The sequence below is a fragment of the Kutzneria sp. 744 genome (genome assembly GCF_000568255.1).
Classification (GTDB): Bacteria; Actinomycetota; Actinomycetes; order Mycobacteriales; family Pseudonocardiaceae; genus Kutzneria.
Genome location: NZ_KK037166.1, coordinates 2,347,527 through 2,366,060, shown reverse-complemented (window position 1 = coordinate 2,366,060; position 18,534 = coordinate 2,347,527). Strand labels below are relative to the sequence as shown.

General features: G+C 69.9%; 16 protein-coding genes and 1 pseudogene. 10 read left to right on the top strand and 7 right to left on the bottom strand.

Translation table 11 applies throughout. From position 1 onward, the window contains the following. Positions 1–155 precede the first annotated feature (155 nt). Entirely contained in the window at positions 156–848 is a 693-nt protein-coding gene (locus tag KUTG_RS58255; protein ID WP_198047088.1) for a hypothetical protein, read from the top strand. On the opposite strand, the gene KUTG_RS10580 is transcribed toward KUTG_RS58255, so the two are convergent. Beyond that, a complete protein-coding gene (locus KUTG_RS10580; RefSeq protein WP_043716604.1) occupies positions 807–1,553 on the bottom strand; it encodes a hypothetical protein in 747 nt (248 codons plus the stop codon). The two genes, KUTG_RS58255 and KUTG_RS10580, sit on opposite strands and share 42 nt — an antisense overlap. A gap of 220 nt (positions 1,554–1,773) precedes the next feature. Between KUTG_RS10580 and KUTG_RS53215 the strand changes: the two genes are divergently transcribed. Both KUTG_RS53215 and KUTG_RS10570 read left to right on the top strand, forming a co-directional pair. Next, complete coding sequence (locus KUTG_RS53215) at positions 1,774–2,250, top strand: hypothetical protein (RefSeq protein WP_052394301.1); 477 nt, start codon at positions 1,774–1,776, stop codon at positions 2,248–2,250. Between the two features lie 181 nt (positions 2,251–2,431). Further along, positions 2,432–3,424: a lanthionine synthetase LanC family protein gene (locus KUTG_RS10570; RefSeq protein ID WP_043716603.1), complete on the top strand. Its 993-nt coding sequence runs from the start codon at positions 2,432–2,434 to the stop codon at positions 3,422–3,424. 45 nt (positions 3,425–3,469) lie between these two features. On the opposite strand, the gene KUTG_RS10565 is transcribed toward KUTG_RS10570, so the two are convergent. From KUTG_RS10565 to KUTG_RS10550, 4 genes are read right to left on the bottom strand one after another with little or no spacing between them, the layout of a single operon-like run. Beyond that, on the bottom strand, positions 3,470–4,618 hold the full coding sequence (locus KUTG_RS10565; RefSeq protein ID WP_043716602.1) for an acyl-CoA dehydrogenase family protein: 1,149 nt from the start codon (positions 4,616–4,618) through the stop codon (positions 3,470–3,472). Further along, positions 4,608–5,489: a 3-hydroxyacyl-CoA dehydrogenase NAD-binding domain-containing protein gene (locus KUTG_RS10560; protein ID WP_043716601.1), complete on the bottom strand. Its 882-nt coding sequence runs from the start codon at positions 5,487–5,489 to the stop codon at positions 4,608–4,610. Before KUTG_RS10560 ends, KUTG_RS10565 begins: the two co-directional genes overlap by 11 nt. Positions 5,490–5,491: 2 nt before the next feature. Beyond that, positions 5,492–6,232: an acetoacetate decarboxylase gene (locus KUTG_RS10555; protein ID WP_043728868.1), complete on the bottom strand. Its 741-nt coding sequence runs from the start codon at positions 6,230–6,232 to the stop codon at positions 5,492–5,494. A 2-nt stretch (positions 6,233–6,234) separates the two neighbouring features. Further along, positions 6,235–7,425 (bottom strand): CaiB/BaiF CoA transferase family protein, encoded by a 1,191-nt coding sequence (locus KUTG_RS10550; protein ID WP_043716600.1) that lies wholly within the window; start codon positions 7,423–7,425, stop codon positions 6,235–6,237. Between the two features lie 104 nt (positions 7,426–7,529). Here KUTG_RS10550 and KUTG_RS53210 point away from each other — a divergent pair, with 104 nt between their 5' ends. Continuing rightward, the gene (locus tag KUTG_RS53210) at positions 7,530–8,267 is read left to right on the top strand and encodes an IclR family transcriptional regulator (RefSeq protein ID WP_052394300.1); all 738 of its coding nucleotides are present in this window, start codon (positions 7,530–7,532) and stop codon (positions 8,265–8,267) included. Here the strand turns inward: KUTG_RS53210 and KUTG_RS10540 are convergent. Then, on the bottom strand, positions 8,245–9,315 hold the full coding sequence (locus tag KUTG_RS10540) for an alpha/beta fold hydrolase (protein ID WP_043716598.1): 1,071 nt from the start codon (positions 9,313–9,315) through the stop codon (positions 8,245–8,247). The two genes, KUTG_RS53210 and KUTG_RS10540, sit on opposite strands and share 23 nt — an antisense overlap. 39 nt (positions 9,316–9,354) lie before the next feature. Between KUTG_RS10540 and KUTG_RS10535 the strand changes: the two genes are divergently transcribed. Then, a complete protein-coding gene (locus KUTG_RS10535; protein WP_052394299.1) occupies positions 9,355–9,915 on the top strand; it encodes a helix-turn-helix domain-containing protein in 561 nt (186 codons plus the stop codon). Positions 9,916–9,977: 62 nt separating this feature from the next. Here KUTG_RS10535 and KUTG_RS10530 read toward each other — a convergent pair whose 3' ends face one another. Then, positions 9,978–11,195, bottom strand: a complete 1,218-nt coding sequence (locus tag KUTG_RS10530; protein WP_043716597.1) for a glycoside hydrolase family 18 protein — start codon at positions 11,193–11,195, stop codon at positions 9,978–9,980. A gap of 214 nt (positions 11,196–11,409) precedes the next feature. On the opposite strand from KUTG_RS10530, the gene aspS reads away from it, so the two are divergent. From aspS to KUTG_RS60970, 5 genes and pseudogenes are all read left to right on the top strand, one after another. Beyond that, positions 11,410–13,215, top strand: a complete 1,806-nt coding sequence (gene aspS, locus KUTG_RS10525; RefSeq protein ID WP_043716595.1) for an aspartate--tRNA ligase — start codon at positions 11,410–11,412, stop codon at positions 13,213–13,215. Positions 13,216–13,394: 179 nt separating this feature from the next. Continuing rightward, positions 13,395–14,600, top strand: coding sequence for a hypothetical protein (locus KUTG_RS10520; protein WP_043716593.1), 1,206 nt, complete (start codon positions 13,395–13,397; stop codon positions 14,598–14,600). A gap of 593 nt (positions 14,601–15,193) precedes the next feature. Further along, on the top strand, positions 15,194–16,045 hold the full coding sequence (locus KUTG_RS10515; protein ID WP_369794445.1) for an SGNH/GDSL hydrolase family protein: 852 nt from the start codon (positions 15,194–15,196) through the stop codon (positions 16,043–16,045). Between the two features lie 107 nt (positions 16,046–16,152). After that, complete coding sequence (locus tag KUTG_RS10510; RefSeq protein ID WP_157494445.1) at positions 16,153–17,457, top strand: S53 family peptidase; 1,305 nt, start codon at positions 16,153–16,155, stop codon at positions 17,455–17,457. Positions 17,458–17,649: 192 nt separating this feature from the next. Then, positions 17,650–18,534, top strand: a pseudogene (locus KUTG_RS60970) (hypothetical protein); the annotation flags it as partial.

Genomic DNA, 18,534 nt, shown 5'->3' with positions numbered 1-18,534 from the left:
GAACTGACTCACACGGCGCGACCGAGTCGTCCAAACGCTGGCTACGGTCCAGGCAATTCCGTTGCGAGAGAGGAATTCCCATGGGTCGTCACAGTGTGGTCCGGCGGTCGGCGCTCAGCGTCGCCGTCGGCGGCGGAGTGGTCGCGGCGATGATGATGCTGCCGCTGGCCGGTTCCGCCAGCGCGAGCACGGTGAACAACGAGCCGACCGACTTCACCGACGCCGGCATCACCGCCGGCGAGCAGCTCGGGTCGGGCCTCGGCGGCTTCGCCGGCGGCACGGTCGGCGCGGTGGCCGACGGCATCTTCGGCGTGAAGGACGGGTCCGGGCAGAAGGCCGGCGAACAGTTCGGCCAGCAGACCGGGTCGGTGCTGGGATCCACCGCCGGCGGCGGGCTGGGTGGCGCGGTGGAAGGCGGCATCGGCAGCGTGACCGGCACGGCGACGGGAACGGCCACTCCCCCCAGAAACATCGGCAAGGCGGTGGGCGGCCCGTTCGGTGGCGAGGCGGGAGGGGCGATCGGTGGTGCAATCAGCGGCGCGATCGCCCCGCCGGCGGCCCCGATCGGCACGGCCATCGGCACCGCGGTCGGCACGGCCGGCGGTCAGCTGGCCGGCGCGGCGGGGTGGCGCGGCGGGCGGCGCTTTCGACGGCGCCGTCAAGGGTTACGAGGACGCGACGGGTCAGAAGCCGCCGTTCCTGCCGGGCCAGCTGGTGCCGCTCAGCTGATCCGGGCTGTGCCTGATTGCGCCGCCTTCGGCGTCGCGGCTCGGCCCCTGGTGACCGGTGCCTCGCCCTTGCCGGATTTAGTCCGCCGCGTCGGCGTAGGTGGTGGGGCGTGTCGCTAGCGGCGGCCGAAATCCGGCAACCGGACGAAGCACCGGCGGGGCCGACCGGATCCCGGTCGCCGCTTCGTCGTCCCGGCGGATCTCCTCGCGCAGGTAGCCGGAGAACCGGCCCGCGCCCTGCGACGAGAAGGACGTGCTGCTGAGCAGGCCCGCCGGGGCGACGTAGTCGGCGAGATAGTCGTGATCGGAGACCAACGGCACCCGGGTGTCCAGCGACAGCACGGTTGTCGTGGCGTCCAACAGTTCGAAATAGGACACTCGACGCAATCCGCCGCGCACCCGGAAGCGGCCGTTGTCCGAAGCCAGCGCGCGGCTCGGCACGTTCAGCAGCGCCGCCGCGTCGCGGTGCAGACCCCAGTACGCCGACGCCGCCGCCTTGCGCAGCGCGATTCCGCACGGCAGGCCCACGTTGTGCAGGGCCTGGCCGGAGCTGAACCGGACGGTCGCCTCGTCGAGGTGCAGCTCCTCGGCGATCATGCGGCTGGCCGCGGCCTGAGCCACCGCGTCGAAGGCGATGTCCCTGCTGTACAACAGGATTTCGCCCGGCCGCAGGATCAGCCACGCGTCCGGCGCCGGCTGCGGCGCGGCGTCGCGCTGGAAGGTGAACCCGACGGCCAACGCGCCCGCGGTGCGAGCCCGGCCGAGGCGCGGCCGGCGGCCGCTCGGGGCCAGGGCGGTACGGCAGGCATTGGTGCTGGATTGCATGATGGCCTCGTTAGAACTGTGCACGCGGTCACACGTATTGGTCGTGTCGACAGCGAACCTACGCGCCCGGAAGCTGGCGGTCAGCCAATCCTGGCTTGTCGGTCGTCGATTCCTGCCCCATCGGCGAATTGTGTATCCGGCGGGAATTTCCCCGCACCTGTAGAGGTTGCACGCTGGACGCGCCGTCGGGGGCCGACCCGTCCTGTTCTACGCTGGCCGGGTGGTGAACCTGCGTCTGCTCGTCCTGCCCGCCGCCGCATTGCTCCTGGTCACCGCCGGGTGCAGTCGGGAGGCCGGCCCCACCGGGCCGCCGGTGGCCAAGTACGGGCCGTCGGTGCAGGACCTTTCGGTGAAGGTCGACGCCCTGGAGGCCGACCAGTGCCAGAGCGTGGACGCGGCCCGGGTCTATCCGGAATGCGAGCGCTACGCGACGCAGGTCGTCAACTTCGGCAACAGCGTGGTCTCGGAGACGGCCGGAAGCAAGCAGGCCGACGCCATCAAGGCCGCCGTGGACAAGGTGCAGGCCGCCGTCGCCGACTACGAGAAGCGCACCTGCGGTGTCGGCACGCAGAATCCGGGCGTCAACAACGCCGACCCGAGCACCGCCGGCCCCAACGCCGCGCCCTGCGCCGCCGCCCTGACAACTGTCAGGGAACAGGTGGAGACGATCGCCAAGCTGCTCAAGCAGATCGGCTAAAACAAGAATATCTTTCACGGAATTACCTGGCCGTGTCCATTGGGGCAACGGTGACGGGACTATATGCTCTGTATGGTCGGCCCCGCGATCACCTGGTGCGATTGTGGACGGGTAGCGGGGTTTTCGCAGGCCGGAGGGGGTCCTGCCGGTGATGTCGACCGGGTCGGTGACAGCAGGTGCGGTGCATCCTGAGGGTGCGCCGGGTGATCGCCTGCTCGACGACGGCATTCTTCAACTGCTCGACGGGCTCAATCTCCGCAAGCACAGCGCCTCGGTGCTGGGCGCGCTGGTGGCGGCGATGCCGCGCAACGAGCGGCTGCCGGCGGTGGTGCGCACGGCGGCCAAGTACACGGCCAAGCGCTGCGAGCGGGAGTCGATGGTCCTGCCGGGTCTGCACTTCGGCCAGTCGGGGGCGGTGTGGGCGCTGCTGGACGCGGCGCGGGCGCTGGCCGATCCGAAGCTGATGGCGCGGGCGGTCAAGCTGGCCACGGAGATCCCGATCGTGAGCACGAATCCGGACGTCTGCGACGGCTCGGCCGGCGCGGGCCTCACGGTGCTGCACGCGTGGCGGGTGACCGGAGATCTCCAGTTCCTCGACCGGGCCGCGGAATGCGCCCGGCATCAGGATACCGATCAGGGCAAGTACGGCTTCGGCCACGGCATCGCCGGCATCGCGGCGTTCCTGCTGGACTACGCGCTGGTCACCGACGACAAGCTCTGCCGCATCAAGGCGATCCGCCTGGCCGACGCCCTGTGCGACGGCGCGATGTGGGACCGGACGGCGGCGCGCTGGCCGTCGGGTCCGGGGGAGAGCATCCCGCTCGGCGGCTGGTGCGGCGACGCGGCCGGCGTCGGCAGCTTCCTGGTCCGAGCCTGGCTCGCCACCGGGGACGAGCGCTACCGCAAGGTCGCCGACGCCGCCGCGGCGGCGGTGCGGGCCGATCAGTGGACGATGGCCACGGCGTCCTGCCACGGCGTCGTCGAGAACGTGGAGTTTCTTCTCGACATGGCCGAAGCGACCGGGGACGGCCGGCACCGCGACTGGGCGCTCAAGACCATCGGCACCCTCGCCTGGCCGGACGACGCCGGCCTGCCGGTGCTGGTGGCCGCGCTGGTGCGCATGGTCGTGCCGGGCGCGCAACGGCTGTGGATGCCGCCACTGCGCCCGTCCTGAACACAAAGAAAAGCCGGGCAACAGCCCGGCTCTTCTTATTGCTGCTTAGACAAAGGCGCTCAACCCGGTGATCGCCCGGCCGGTGACCAGGGAGTTGATCTCCCGCGTGCCCTCGTAGGAGTACACCGCCTCGGCGTCGGCCACGAAGCGGCCGACGTTGTAGTCGAGCACGATTCCGTTGCCGCCCAGGATCTCCCGGGCCCAGCCGACGGCCTCCCGCATCCGCGAGGTGCAGAACGCCTTGGCCAGCGAGGAGTGCTCGTCCCGGTACACGCCCTCGTCCTGCAACTGGGCCAGCCGCACGACCATGCCCAGTGACGCGGTCACGTTGCCGAGCATCTTCACCAGCAGGTCCTGCACGAGCTGGAAGCCGGCGATGGGCTTGCCGAACTGCTTGCGCTCCTTGGCGTAGGCCAGCGCGAGGTCGTAGGCGCCCATCATCACGCCGACGGACTGCCAGGCCACGCCGCCGCGGGTCTGCCGCAGAATGTCGGCGGTGTCGCGGAAACCGTGCGCGTTCTGGAGGCGGTTGGCCTCGGGCACGCGGCAGTCGACCAGGGTGATGTCGGCGTTCTGCACGGTGCGCAGGGCCATCTTGTGCTCGATCTTGGTGGCGGTGAAGCCGGGCGTGTCCTTCTCCACCACGAAGCCCTTGACCTTGTTGTCGGCCTCGTCCCGCGCCCACACCACGACCAGGTCGGCGAATGTGGCGTTGCCGATCCAGCGCTTGGCGCCGTTGAGGATCCAGTCGTCGCCGTCACGCCGGGCGGTGGTCTGCAGGCCGCCGGCCACGTCCGAGCCGCCGTTGGGCTCGGTCAGGGCGAAGGCGCCGATCTTCTCCATCCGCGCCATCGCCGGCAGCCAGCGCTCCTTCTGCTCGTCGGAGCCGCAGCGGTTGATGCTGCCCATGGCCAGTCCACTGTGGACGCCGAAGAAGGTGGCGATGGACGGGTCGACGCGGTTCATCTCCAGGGCCAGCCAGCCGGTGAGCAGGCTGCGCGAGCCCCGGTAGGCCAGGCCGGCGATGTCCAGCTCGGCGAAGCCCTTCACGATCTGGTGCGGGAACTCGGCGTTCGCCCACGACTCGTTGGCGATCGGCGCGACCTCGCTGCGCAGGAACTCCCGCGTCTTCGCGACGATCGCCTTCTCGTCCTCGGTCAGCAAACCCTCGAAGTCGTAGAAGTCACCGGACATCGTCGTCACGCTCCTTCAAGCTGATGATCCCAAGCTGTTCGCGGTCGCGCTCGGCGGCTCGCCTTTCGTTGTCGGCCAACGGGTACACGGCTTCGGCCTGGTCGGCCAGCCGGGCCTGCACGTCGGCCGGGATGTACGGCATGAGGTGGGCCATCATGTGCCGCAGCCCGCCCGGGCCGCCACCGAGGTGGAAGGCCAGGAACGGCCCCACGGTCGCCCAGCGCACGCCCACCGAGTTGGTGACGATGTCGTCCAGTTCGGTCATGGACACCACGCCCTGCTCGACGAGGTTCACGCACTCCTCGAACAGCACGCGCTGCAGGCGATTCGCCACGTGGCCGCGGACCTCCTGGTGCACCACCACCGGAACCTTGCCCAGCGACAGGTAGAACTCCTTGGCGCGGGCCACTTCCGCCTCGTCGGCGCCGACCAGTTCCACCAGCGGCAGAAGGTGCGGCGGGTTGAACGGGTGCCCCACGACGAGCCGTCCCGGCGACACCATCTTCGACGACATCGACGACGGCGTCAGGCCCGAGGTGGACGACAGGATCAATGCGTCGGTGGGAGCCGCCTTCTCGATGGTGGCAAAGAGATCCCGCTTGAACTCCAGGCGCTCCGGCCCGTTCTCCTGCACCGCCTGGACACCGTCGACGGCGTCCTCCACGGAGCCGACGATCTCCAGACGGGACAGCAGTTCCTCGGCGTCACCGGTGAAACCCGGCACGGTCGGGGCGAACTCGCGGACGGCGTCCCGAACCGCGGACTCCAGGTCCGGTCGGGGATCCGTAACGCGCACGGTGTGTCCCTTGGCCAGCATCAGGGTCGTCCACGACAGGCCGATGGTGCCGGCGCCGACAACTGCGACAGTCATGGTCAGCGCTCCTTGAGGTAGTCGAACACCGGCTGGACACCGGACAGCGTCAGGTCGGTGATGATGTGGTTGGCCGACACGACCTCCAGCACGGGCAGGTCGGCCAGCGGGGCCAGGACGTGCTGGAACAGCTGCAACCGGGCCGGCCCGGTCCAGGCGGCCTTCACCGTGATGTCGGTGATCTGGGTGCGGACCAGTTCGGCCACCCGCGGCTCGCGCTCGTAGCCGGGCACGATCTTGACCATGTATGTGGGCAGCGTCAGCTCGGCGCGGGCCTCGTCCAGGTCCATCGGGTAGTGCTTGTACCCCATGGTTCCCGTGGCCACCCGCTGCGTGCCGACGTCCAAAGTGCCCACGAGCGCGCCGGCCTCGGCGAACAGCCGGGGCGAGCCGGCGGTCTTCGGATACGCGCTGATCTCCCGGCCGGCCACGGTCGCGGCCACGTTGTCCAGGTACATCGCGTGCAGGTACTCGCCGCGCTCCTCGCCGAACCGGACCGGAATTACCTGGCCGGATTCGGTGTAGGGGCCGTAGCTGGTGCTGTCGCCCATCTTCATGACCTCGAACCGGACGAGCGGTTCGTCGATCTCCAACGGCTCCGGCACGACGGCCCGCAACGCCTCGGGATCGGTGCGGTAGACGATGTTCAGGTACTCCCGGTCGGTGAACCGGGCCCGGACCGGGGCCCACGCGGGCGCGGTCAGCGGGGTCGCCAGGCGGCGGGCCACTTCCGATGCCTTCACCACTACCTCCTCACCGTGACGCCGGCCTCGGCCAGCTCACGCAGTTCGTCCTCGGAGTACCCGAGTTCGCCCAGCACCTCGTCGTTGTCCTGCCCCAGCCGCGGCGCGTGCCTTCGCACACTCGCAGGCGTGGCCGAGAACTGCACGGGGGAACCGATCACCCGATAGGTGCCTTCGGTGGGGTGCTCGGCGCACTCCAGCAGGCCGACCTCGGTGACATAGGGATCCTCGGTGACGTCGTCCAGGTCGAGCACCGGGGCGAAGGGGATGCTCAGCCGGGCGCAGGTCGCTTCCCACTCGGCCGTGGTGCGCTCCGCCGCGAACTTCTCGATCAGGTCGTAGAAGGCGTCGAAGTTGGCCGCCAGGCTGGCCGAGTCGGCGAAACGGGGGTCGTCCAGCAGCTCGGCGTGCCCGACCTCGGCGAAGAAGTCGTCGATGTTGCGCCGGCTGTAGGGCAGGATGCAGGCCCAGCCGTCCTTCGTCTTCACGGCGCGGTGGCCGGGGGACAGCGAGCGGGAGAAGCCCATCAGGCCGGCGGCCGGCTCGAACGTGCGGCCGGCGAGGTGCTCGACCAGGTTGAAGGCCAGCATGGTGTCGGTCATCGGCACCTCGACGCGCTGGCCCTCGCCGGTGCGCTGCTTGTGCAGCAGGGCGGCCAGCACGGCGTAGACGATGGTCAGGCCGCTGACCTTGTCGCCCAGAATGGTCGGCATGTACGTCGGCGTGCCGGTGGCGCGGCGCATCAGGTCGGCGGTGCCGGACGCGGCCTGCACGATCTCGTCGTAGGCGGCGCGGTCGGCCAGGGACGAGTCGCTGCGGAAGCCCTGCGCGTTGCAGTAGACCAGGCCTGGGTTGACCTCGGCCAGCTGCTCGTAGTCCAGGCCCAGCCGGCGCAGCGCGCCCGGGCGCATGTTGGTCACCAGCACGTCGGCCGTCTTGACCAGGTCCAGGAAGACCTGCTTGCCGCGCTGGTTCTTCAGGTCGATGGCGACCGCTCGCTTGTTGCGGTTGACGTTGAGGGCCAGCGAGCCCATGCCCTCGTTGCGGTACGGCGCGGCCAGTCGGCTCGAATCGCCGGTCGGCGGCTCCACCTTGATCACGTCGGCGCCCAGGTCGCCGAGGATCTGCGTGGCGTACGGCCCCATGACCACGGTCGCGAGGTCGATCACCCTGATGCCGTCCAGAGCCCCCATGCTCTCCGCCTCCTCAGTTGTTTGCCTTACATGAACTACCTTGCTCCGCTCCTCGGCTTTACGCAATGTGATACGGTTCTACCTATATAGGTAAGGAGTGGATCATGTCCGAGCTGCGGCCGCACCACCGGGCGGTGGACCGGATCGCGGAGATCCTGGAGGCGGTGGTCACCGAGCGGTCGGGGCTGACGCTGACCCAGCTGGCGCTTCGCCTGCACGCCCCGGTGTCGTCGGTGCAGAAGCTGGTCAACGGCCTGGTCGCCGTCGGCTACCTGGAGGAGGACGACAAGCGCTTCCGTCTCGGCGCCGCGCCCTATCTGCTGGCCATGCGCTCCGGGCAGCGGCTCGTGTCCACCGTGGGGCATGCCGACCTGGTCGACCTGCACAACCGGACCGGCCTGAGCGCCGTGCTGGCCGTGCGCACCGGCGACACCTCCGTGTACGCAGACTGGGCCGGCACCGACGACCCCTTCAACTACCTGACCGTGCAGCAACTCCGCACTCCGTTGCCGGAGACGGCAGTAGGTCGCGTCCTGCTTGCGTTCATGCCCGACCGCGAACGCCACGAGCTGGTCGCGGCGGCCTTCCCCGACGACCGCCCCGGCGCGCTGGCGTTGCTCACCGAGCTGAGCAGCGTCCGGGAGGCCGGCTACACCATGGGGGACAGCGGCCCCATGCTGCGCGGCATCGCGTCCGTGGCCGCGCCGGTGTGGGAGCAGGGCCTGGTCGTCGGGGCCGTCGCCCTGGCCGGGCCGCATGATCAGGCCATCGGGCGGCTGCCGGAGTTCGTCGAGCTACTGCTGGACGCCCTGCACAAGTTCAGTCGGCGGCGGGTGAACTGACCCAGGCGGCGATGTCTTCGATCACCTGCTCGTCCACGTGTGTTCCGTTGTCGGGGAAGAACATGTGGTCCAGCTCCGGGAGGATCCTGATCTCCGCTCGCGGCACCCGGCGCCACGCCGGCAGGTCGTCCTCGACCGTCACCTGGTAGTCCCGGCCGCCTTGCAGCACCAGCATCGGGCGGTCGGCCTCGATGGCCGTCGCGACCTGGTCGTACGCCTTGAGCTCCAGCCAATACGTCGCCGGAAAGCCGAACAGCAGCTCGCCGGCCGGGGTGTCGGCGGTGACGTCGGCGGTCCGGGCCGCCACCTCGGTGAGGTCCTGCCCGAGGCGTCGGCCCACGCGTACGGCGGTGTCGGTCATCGGTTGGGTGTCGGCGGCCATCAAGACCAGACCTGACACCGCTGGCGCCGCCAAGGCGACCTTGGGTGCGACCTTGCCGCCGGCGCTGTGGCCGACCACGAACACCCGATCCACGTGCTCGCGGAGCAGTTCCACGCCGGCGACCGCGTGCGGCACGTACTCCTCGGTCAAGGTCGGCGCGTCCACCGGCTTGTCGAACCGCACCGACGCGACGCCCCGGCCGGCCAGCCCCCAGGCGAGGTCCTTCAACGGCTTCATCGCCCCGGCGGTGCCGTCCCGGTCGAACGGCCCGCCGCCGCTGAGCAGCACCACCCCGATGCCGTTTCCCTTGCGTGGCAACGCCAATGCGCCGGGTCGCTGACCGGCCAGCACGTCGGTTTCCGTGAAGAGGTGCGGCTTGGCGTAGGGCGGCGGCGTCCATTGCGCGGCGGCGGCCAGCCGCAGCCCGCTCACCCGGCCCTGCTCGTCGAACGACGCGAACAAGTCGACGTTTCCGTTGAGTCGCACGCTGAACGTCCCGGAACCGAGGTTCACCGGCTCGCCGACCGACCTCAGTTCGCCGACCTCCTTGGCCCAGGCCAACCGAACCAGGTCGGCCGACGCCGCGGCCCGCAGCTCAGGCGTGAAGCGGTCGGCCAGCTCCTCGAAGCGGTCGGCGGCGGCCAGGTCAACTACCGTTCTCAACATATGCGAACGGTAGCACGATGTGAGAACATCGGACCTGTGATGGAACTGCTGGCCCACCCCGTCCGGATGCGGATCGTGCATGCCCTGCGGGGCCGCGAGCTGACCACCGGCCGGCTGGCCGAGCTGCTGCCGGACGTCTCCAAGGCGATGGTCTACCGGCACGTCGAGGCGTTGGCCGGCGGCGGCGTCATCGAGGTGGCGCAGGAACGCCGGGTCCGTGGCGCGGTGGAGCGGACCTATCGCTTGCACCAGGCCACGATCGACACCGAGGACCTCACGACCGAGGACTACCGCCGCGGCTTCGACCTCGCCCTGGCCACGCTGCTGGCGGAGTTCACCGCCTACCTGGACCGTGGCGGCGTGGACCCGACCGCGGACCTCGTCGGCTTCCGTCAGCACGCGGTCTGGCTCAGCCGTGACGAGCTGGAGGCGCTGATTTCCGACCTGCGCAAGGTGATCGTGCCCCGCCTGGCCCAGGAGCCGACCGCGGACCGGCGCCGCTACCTGCTGAGCCCGATCTTGTTCCCCGCCGAGGACGCCGCCGCCGGACGAAGCGAGCCAGACCCAGAAAAGCCGCGAGTCCCGCGCTCAGGCAACTGAATGTCGAGTTACGGAACTCGACACATGGCTGCCCGAGAGCGGGACTCGCGGTGGGAGAAGGATCAGCCGAGGCCGGACTTCATGGCGGCGGCCAGCTCGCCGTTGCTGGTGTCGCCGTCAGCGGACCAGAAGAAGGCGCCGCCGAGGCCCTGGGTCTTGGCGTAGCTCATCTTCGACTTGACGGTCGCCACGGTGTCGTAGCTCCACCACTGGCTGCCGCACTTGGCGTACGCGGTGCCGGCGATGGTGCCGGTGGACGGACAGGACGTCTTGAGCAGCTTGTAGTCCTGGATGCCGGCCTCGTACTTGCCGGGGGCCGCGCCGGTGGCCTTGCCGCCGGGGGTGGCCTGCGTGACGCCGGTCCAGCCGCGGCCGTAGAAGCCGATGCCCAGCAACAGCTTGGACGACGCGACGCCCTTGCCCTTGAGCTTCTGGATCGCCGCGTCGGCGTAGAAGTTGGCCGTCGGGATGCCGCTGTAGTTGGTCAGCGGCGCGTGCGGCGCGGTCGGACCGGTCGGGTTGAAGGCCCCGAAGTAGTCGTAGGTCATCACGTTGTACCAGTTCACCGAGGCAGCCGCGCCGGCGTAGTCGGCGGCGTCGATCTTGCCGCCGCTGGTGCCGTCCGCGGTGATGGCCGCGGTGACCAGCGCGCCGGAGCCGAACTTGGACCGCACCGCCGACATCACGTTCTTGAATGCCGCCGCGCCGCTGGCGTCGCAGCTCAGGCCGCAGGCGTTCGGGTACTCCCAGTCGATGTCGATGCCGTCGAACACGTCCGCCCAGCGCGAGTCCTTGACCATGCTGTAGCAGGAGCTGGCGAAGGCGGCCGGGTTCTTGGCGGCCTGGGTGAAGCCGCTGGACAGGGTCCAGCCGCCGACCGAGAACACCACCTTCAGGCCGGGGTGCATCTTCTTGAGCTTGCGCAGCTGGCCGAAGTTGCCGTAGAGCGGGCCGGTGTCGGCCTTGCCGTCCACGCTGCTGCCGGCGTCGAACACCTTCTGGTAGTCGGCGTAGGCGTCGGTCAGCGAGCACTGGCCGTTGGCCGTGCTGCCGAACGCGTAGTTGATGACGTTGAGCTTGCCCGCGGTCGCGCTGGTCTCCAGGTTCTTGACCTGGTAGCCGCGGTCGTAGATGCCCCAGTTGGTGAAGTAGCCGACCATCGTGTTGCCGGCCGCGGGAGCCGCGGTGGATGCGGGGGCCGCGCCCACGAGGCTGGCGGCCACCAGGCCGACCAGTGCGGCGGCGCCCGCCATGAGCCGCCGCTTTCCGAACGTAGCCATGCGTTTCTCCCTGAATCCGCAGGAGGGGTCGGCGCGCGGGGCGGCGGCGGAGGGCCCGTGCGTGACCCGTGAAAAAGGGACAAAGCGTGTGTCGTCCATCACCGTAGGTGGTCTGGACCACTTCGTCAACGGCACCGCGGCGAATGGCGTCGCGCGAGGTTGGCTAACCTGTCCGTTGACTCACAAGACCACGTCACCGAGGAGTGCTGTACCCGTGATGCGCACGCACGAGGCCGGGACGCTCCGGGCCGAGCAGGCCGGGCAGTCCGTCACCCTGACCGGGTGGGTGGCACGCCGGCGCGATCACGGTGGCGTCATCTTCATCGACCTGCGGGACGCCTCCGGCGTGGCCCAGGTCGTGTTCCGCGAGGGCGAGATGGCCGAGCGCGCGCACCGCCTGCGCGCCGAGTACTGCCTCAAGGTCACCGGCGAGGTCGTGCGCCGCCCCGAGGGCAACGACAACCCGGACATCGCGACCGGCCAGATCGAGGTCACGGTCACCGCGTTCGAGGTGCTGTCCGAGGCCGCGCCGCTGCCGTTCCAGCTCGACGACAACCTCGAGGTCGGCGAGGAGGCGCGCCTGCGCCACCGCTACCTCGACCTGCGCCGCACCGGCCCGGCCAAGGCCATCCGGATGCGCAGCGCCGCCAGCCGCATCGCCCGCCACGTGCTGGAGGAGCGGGACTTCGTCGAGATCGAGACGCCGACGCTGACCCGCTCCACCCCCGAGGGCGCGCGCGACTTCCTGGTGCCGGCCCGCCTCGCGCCCGGCTCCTGGTACGCCCTGCCGCAGTCGCCCCAGCTGTTCAAGCAGCTGCTGATGGTCGCCGGCATGGAGCGCTACTACCAGATCGCCCGCTGCTACCGGGACGAGGACTTCCGGGCCGACCGCCAGCCCGAGTTCACCCAGCTCGACATCGAGATGAGCTTCGTCGAGCAGGACGACGTCATCGAGCTCGGCGAGGCCGTGGTCAAGGCGCTGTGGAGCGAGCTGGCCGGCCACACCATCTCCGGCCCGATCGCCCGCATCACCTACGCCGACGCGATGGCCCGCTACGGAACCGACAAGCCGGACCTGCGCTTCGACCTGGAGCTGACCGAGCTCACCGAGTACTTCAAGGACACCCCGTTCCGGGTGTTCAAGGCCCCGTACGTGGGCGCCGTGGTCATGCCCGGCGGCGCCGACCAGCCCCGCCGCACGCTCGACGCCTGGCAGGACTGGGCCAAGCAGCGCGGTGCCCGCGGCCTGGCCTACGTGCTCGTCGCCGAGGACGGCACGCTCGGCGGCCCGGTGGCCAAGAACCTGTCCGACACCGAGCGCGAGGGCCTGGCCAAGGCCGTCGGCGCCAACGCCGGCGACTGCATCTTCTTCGCGGCCGGCGACCCGTCCGACGCCCGCGCCCTGCTGGGCGCGGCCCGGCTGGAGATCGGCCGCCGCGTCGGCCTGATCGACGAGTCGGCCTGGTCGTTCGTCTGGGTCGTCGACGCCCCGTTGTTCGAGTCGGTCGACAAGATCGGCGACGACGTCGCGGTCGGCAGCGGCAAGTGGACCGCGGTCCACCACGCCTTCACCTCGCCCACGCCGGAGTGGATCGACCGCTTCGAGGAGGACCCGGGCAAGGCCCTGGCCTACGCCTACGACATCGTCTGCAACGGCAACGAGATCGGCGGCGGGTCCATCCGTATTCACCGCCCCGACGTGCAGAAGCGGGTCTTCGCGATCATGGGCCTCGGCGAGGCCGAGGCCGAGGAGAAGTTCGGCTTCCTGCTGGAGGCGTTCAAGTTCGGCGCCCCGCCGCACGGCGGCATCGCCTTCGGCTGGGACCGCATCGTCATGCTGCTGGCCGGCGTCGACTCGATCCGTGAGGTCATCGCCTTCCCGAAGTCCGGCGGCGGCTACGACCCGCTGACCGCCGCGCCCGCGCCGATCACCGCGCAGCAGCGCAAGGAGGCCGGCGTGGACGCCAAGCCGGTCGTGAAGGGCGCCGAGGCCCCGAAGGGCGAGGCCGCGAAGGCCTGATCGCCGGTGAGTCCGCCGGGGGTACCCGATCAGGCGTCCCCCGGCTGCACCAACCCGTTACCAAGCCGTATTCCAGCGCGGTGATGCTCGAACATGACGGGTGCGTCGGCTGCTCCGGGTAGCCGATTGCACCGATCGTGTGGACGTGCTGTGCACTCGAAGGAGTAGGGTCGGAAGGGATGAGCGTGGAGACCACCGCCGGCCCCGCCAACGCCGCCGGGGCAGCGGACAACGAGGTCCTGGCGACCGTCGCGGCCGCCGAATCAGTGCTCACGAGGCGGTTCGGGGCGTCGATCAGACTGGCGGACCCGGAGGACCTACGCGGCAGCGGCAAGGCGACCGTGCTGCGGGTCCGTGTTGCGTCGACGCCGTTCTCGCTGCCACGAACGCTGGTGGTGAAGAGCTACGAGACGCCCCCGGCCGGGGAGCTGGTCGACCCGTTCCCGCACGAGGCCGTGAGCTATCAGCTGTTCACGGCGCTGGGCCAGGAGGATCGCATCTGCCCCGAGCTGATCGCCCACGACGGCGCCAAGCGCGTCATCGTGCTGGAGGATCTCGGGCGGGCCCCGACGCTGGCCGACAAGCTGCTGGAACACGACGCGCGCGGCGCCGAGCGGGCGCTGCTGGCCTGGGCCCGTGCCCTGGGCCGGCTGCATGCCACGACCGCGGGCCGCGAGGCCGATTTCGACGCGCTGACCCGACGGCTGGGCGGCCGCCCAGGCCAGGATCCGCTGGCCCGCCGGGCCAAGGTGGCGCTGGCCGAGCTGCCGGAGCTGCTGGAGTCGGTGCTGGGCGTGACCGTCGGCGCCGAGGCGCTGGTCCACGCCCGCGAGGGTGGCCGGCTGCTCACCAGCGGCCAGCACCGGGCCTTCAGCCCGTCGGACGCGTGCGCGGACAACAACCTGATCACCGGCAAGGGCCTGCGCGTGCTGGACTTCGAGGGCGGCTGCGTGCGCGACGTCGCACTGGACGCCGCGGCGCTGCGCATCCCGTTCCCGCTCTGCGGCTGCTCGTTCCGGCTGCCCAACGGCATGACCGAGGCGATGGTCGCGGCGTGGCGGGCCGAGGTGAGCCCCGTCTTCGCCGACCTGGACGACGACGAGGTGCTGATGCCCAAGCTGCTGCACGGCCAGCTGCTGTGGGTCTGGCTGTCCACCTGGATGTACCTGCCTCGACCCGGCGTGCCCGACGGTCCCATCACCAACCGCCTCGCCTCTCCCCGCCGCAGCAGCGCCCTGCACGCCCGGTGGCTGCGTCTGCGTGACGACGCCGCCCGCCTCAAGGTGCCCGCCGTAGCCGAGCACGCCGACCAGGTGGCCATCGCGATCGCCACCCAGCACGGCGCCGAAGCCGTCCACCTCCCCCTGTTCCCCGCCTTCAGCTGACCCGCTCCGCCGACCCAGCGACCGCTCGGCCCCGCCTTCAGCTGACCCCCAACCCCACAGAGCGCTCGGCCCCGCCCGCACACAACGCTCTGTTCTAAAGCGCGGCATCGGTCAACATTAGAATGCGCGCCGTTCTTCACCCGTTACTAGAGCGAAGAATCCAATAGCTTGCCCCTTGTCACCAATAGGGGCGACCAGGCCAACCGACCCTTACACACTCTGTATGGGACCAGCATAGCCACTGAGGTCACGGAGCCAAAGTTGCGCGCTGCAAACACCGGCAAGCACCCATCAAGACTTGCCTAGTCGTGCGGAAAGACTTGGTGGCGGCTAGTGTTGCATACCCAGTAGATTTGTATTCTTCGTTGGGAGCTCGCTAGAGACTTGAGTTTAACTAACTAACGCCGGTCGGGAGTAGATGGCATACATAGCTTAGCAAATCAGATGATCCCGAGTAACCCGCACTCACGCGCGGCAAAAAGCACAGTGCCGCGACGCCGAAGGCGGCGCCATCCAACACTGTTTTCCGAGCCGTCCCCGTCACGCCACCCGGCCATCACCGGGAGTGATTGTCCGGGGGTGATCGTGGACGGGTGACGGTTCAGGCGATGTCGGAGAGCGTGCCCGCCCGGCGTGCGGTCGGACGGCTCGTGGTGCTGGGGGACTCGACCAGCGTCGGTCTCGGTGATCCGCTGCCCGGGGGCGGCTGGCGCGGCTTCGGCCCGCTGCTCGCCGACGCGCTCGGCGGCTGCGATCTGACCAATCTGTCCCGCACCGGGGCCCGGATCGGCACCGTGCGGCACGAGCAGCTGCCCATGGCGGCGGCGCTGCGTCCCGACGCGGTGGTGGTCGTAGCCGGCATGAACGACACCATGCGCTCGGACTTCGACCCCGCCCAGCTGCGCGCCGACCTTGACCACATGGTCGGCAAGCTGCTCGACGTGGGCGCTGTGGTGGTGCTGGCCAGCTACCACGACCACGCCAAGGTGTTCCGGCTGCCGGCCCCGCTGCGCCGCGCCCTGCGCCGCCGGGTCGACGAGCTCAACGGCGTGATCCGCTCGGTCGTGGTGGCCCGCGGCGTCGGCTGCATCGACCTCGACACGCTGCCCGGGGCCTACGACCTGGCGGCCTGGAGCGTGGACCGGCTGCACCCGTCCGAGCTGGGGCACCGCATGCTGGCCACTGCCTTCGCCGGGGAGCTGGAGTTGGCCGGCTGCGCCATCGAGACGCCGGTCAGCCTGGAGTGCGCCGGCGGGGCCGCGATCGCCGCGTGGCAGCATGTGGCCTGGCTCGTGCTCAAGGGCATTCCGTGGCTATGGAGACGTGGTTCGGATCTGGTTCCTTATGCCTTCACGGTCTTGTGCCGGACCGCTATCGGCGATTCACGACATTCGTCGTGGGCCACCTGGACGAATTATTCACAAGAGAACTCCGTGAATAGTTGACGTAGGCCGGGTTTGTAATTGCGTGGGTACGCTCCCGATGTTGGACGTGTTCTTCCATTTCAGGAGGACAAGTGTCGGGAACGTTCGTCAGATCAACCTTGCTCGCCGTGGGCGCGACCGCCGTCGCCGCGCTCACCGCATTTGCCCCGGTCGCCCAGGCGGCCGGCGATCCGCACGCCGTCACGCCGCAGGTCCAGTCACTGCGGGCCCAGGTCCACAATGGGACGCTGCTGAAGACGCACGGCACCCTGGCGCCCTGCGCGTTCTGCCAGTCGAAGCTCATCACCACCGCACCCGGGTCGAAAACACCCCTGTCGACCACGGTTCCGATCGGTTACGGCGCTTCCGACCTGGCCGCCGCCTACCACCTGCCGGACGCCGCGACCGGCGCCAAGGGCACCATCGCCATCATCGACGCCGGCGCCTACCCGACGCTGGAGTCCGACGTCAACGCCTACCGCGCCCAGTACGGGCTGCCGGCCTGCACCGCGGCCAGCGGCTGCTTCAAGCAGGCCGACCTGAACGGCGGCCCCACGCTGCCGCCGTCGACCGACTTCCCGAACTCGTACTACGAGGAGCAGATCGGCGTCGAGACGGCGCTGGACATGGACATGGCCTCGGCGGCCTGCCCCTCGTGCAACCTGGTCGAGCTCCAGCTGCCGATCGGCGACGCGCTCAACGGCGACCAGGCCCACCTGGACGCCGCCATGGCCGACTTCGGCACCGCGGTCAACACCGCCGCCAAGCTCGGCGCGACCGCGGTGAGCATGAGCTACCAGTACCCCAGCGACACCGTCGTCGAGTTCGGGCAGGCCGGACGCGACCTGTTCCACCCCGGTGTCGCGGTGCTGGCCTCCTCCGGCGACTCCGGCTACGAGGGCAACGTGCACACCGGCTGGCCGCAGAACCTGCCGTGGGTCGTCTCGGTCGGCGGCACCTCGCTGCTGCAGAGCGGCGACAGCTACACCGACATCGCCTGGAGCGGGGCCGGCAGCGGCTGCGAGACCGACCTGCCCGCCGCCTTCGGCGCCCCGACCTCGGTCAGCGCCAACTGCGGCGGCCACCGCGCCGCCTCCGACGTGTCCGCCGTGGCCGACCCGAACACCGGCGTGTCCGTCTTCGACACGTACTCGCCGTTCTTCGGCGAGCCGCTGAATTGGATCCTCGTCGGCGGCACCAGCGCCTCGTCGCCGTTCGTCGCCGGCCTGTACGCCCGCGGCGGCCACACCTCCCAGGTGATCGGCCCGAACACCCTGTACACCGCGCCCAAGGGCGCCTTCACCGACGTGACGCTGGGTCAGAACGCCCCGCCGCACGCCTGCCCGACCGCGACGCCGGCGCTGTGTGTGTCCGGCAAGGGCTGGGACGCGCCGACCGGCATCGGCGTGCCGAACGGCCTGGCCGGGTTCTGATTCACCAGTGAATTGTGGCGGGCGGTTTCGGTCGCCGCCCGCCACGACTCCTGTCTGTGCTGAATTAATGCCCCCTTTCGTTGTGGTGCGGTCGGGGCAATCTCTTCACAGTGATGCCGTCGTGAATGGATTCCCGAATTGTCTCGGTAGGCTCGCGGTGTCGGTTCCGGTAATTCCTTTCCTGGAGGACCCGTGTTCGCGAGAAATTCCCTGTTCATCGCAGGCGCGGCCGTTGTCGCCGCACTGACCGCACTGGCTCCGGTCGCCTCGGCGGCCGGTGATCCGCACGCCGTGACCCCGCAGGTCCAATCGCTGCGCGCCCAGGTGCACAGCGGCACCTTGTTGAAGTCGCACGGACTGATGAAAGCCTGCGACGCCTGTCAGGCGCAGATCGTCACCACCGGATCCGGGTCGAAAACACCCCTGTCGACCCCGGCCCCCGCCGGATACGGCGCCGACGAGCTGGCCGCCGCCTACCACCTGCCCGCGGCCGGCACCGGTGCCAAGGGCACCATCGCCATCATCGACGCCGGCGCCTACCCGACGCTGGAATCCGACGTCAACGCCTACCGTGCGCAGTACGGGCTGCCGGCCTGCACGTCGGCCAGCGGCTGCTTCACGGTCGCCGGCTTCGACGGCGGCTCGCCGCAGACCCCGTCCACCGACCCGAACCTCCAGATCGGCGAGGAGCAGGTCGGCGTGGAGACCGCGCTGGACATGGACATGGCCTCGGCGGCTTGCCCCTCGTGCAACCTGGTCGAGCTCCAGCTGCCCATTCTCGACGCCTACTACGGCGACCAGGCCCACCTGGACGCCGCCATGGCCGACTTCGGCACCGCGGTCAACACCGCCGCCAAGTTCGGGGCCTCCTCGGTCAGCATGAGCTACCAGTACCCGAGCGACTCCGTCGTCGAGTTCGGGCAGGCCGGCCGCGACCTGTTCCACCCGGGCGTGGCCGTGCTGGCCTCGTCCGGCGACGGCGGCTACGAGGGTGACCAGCACGGCGGCTGGCCGGCCAACCTGCCGTGGGTGGTTTCGGTCGGCGGCACCTCGCTGTTCCAGACCGCCGACGGCTAC

Coding starts and splice junctions, on each gene's coding strand:
- KUTG_RS58255 (WP_198047088.1), top strand. CDS start 156: ATGCTGCCGCTGGCCGGTTCCGCCAGCGCGAGCACGGTGAACAACGAG.
- KUTG_RS10580 (WP_043716604.1), bottom strand. CDS start 1,553: ATGCAATCCAGCACCAATGCCTGCCGTACCGCCCTGGCCCCGAGCGGC.
- KUTG_RS10565 (WP_043716602.1), bottom strand. CDS start 4,618: ATGTCCGGTGACTTCTACGACTTCGAGGGTTTGCTGACCGAGGACGAG.
- KUTG_RS10560 (WP_043716601.1), bottom strand. CDS start 5,489: ATGACTGTCGCAGTTGTCGGCGCCGGCACCATCGGCCTGTCGTGGACG.
- KUTG_RS10550 (WP_043716600.1), bottom strand. CDS start 7,425: ATGGGGGCTCTGGACGGCATCAGGGTGATCGACCTCGCGACCGTGGTC.
- KUTG_RS53210 (WP_052394300.1), top strand. CDS start 7,530: ATGTCCGAGCTGCGGCCGCACCACCGGGCGGTGGACCGGATCGCGGAG.
- KUTG_RS10540 (WP_043716598.1), bottom strand. CDS start 9,315: ATGTTGAGAACGGTAGTTGACCTGGCCGCCGCCGACCGCTTCGAGGAG.
- KUTG_RS10535 (WP_052394299.1), top strand. CDS start 9,355: ATGGAACTGCTGGCCCACCCCGTCCGGATGCGGATCGTGCATGCCCTG.
- KUTG_RS10530 (WP_043716597.1), bottom strand. CDS start 11,195: ATGGCTACGTTCGGAAAGCGGCGGCTCATGGCGGGCGCCGCCGCACTG.
- KUTG_RS10520 (WP_043716593.1), top strand. CDS start 13,395: ATGAGCGTGGAGACCACCGCCGGCCCCGCCAACGCCGCCGGGGCAGCG.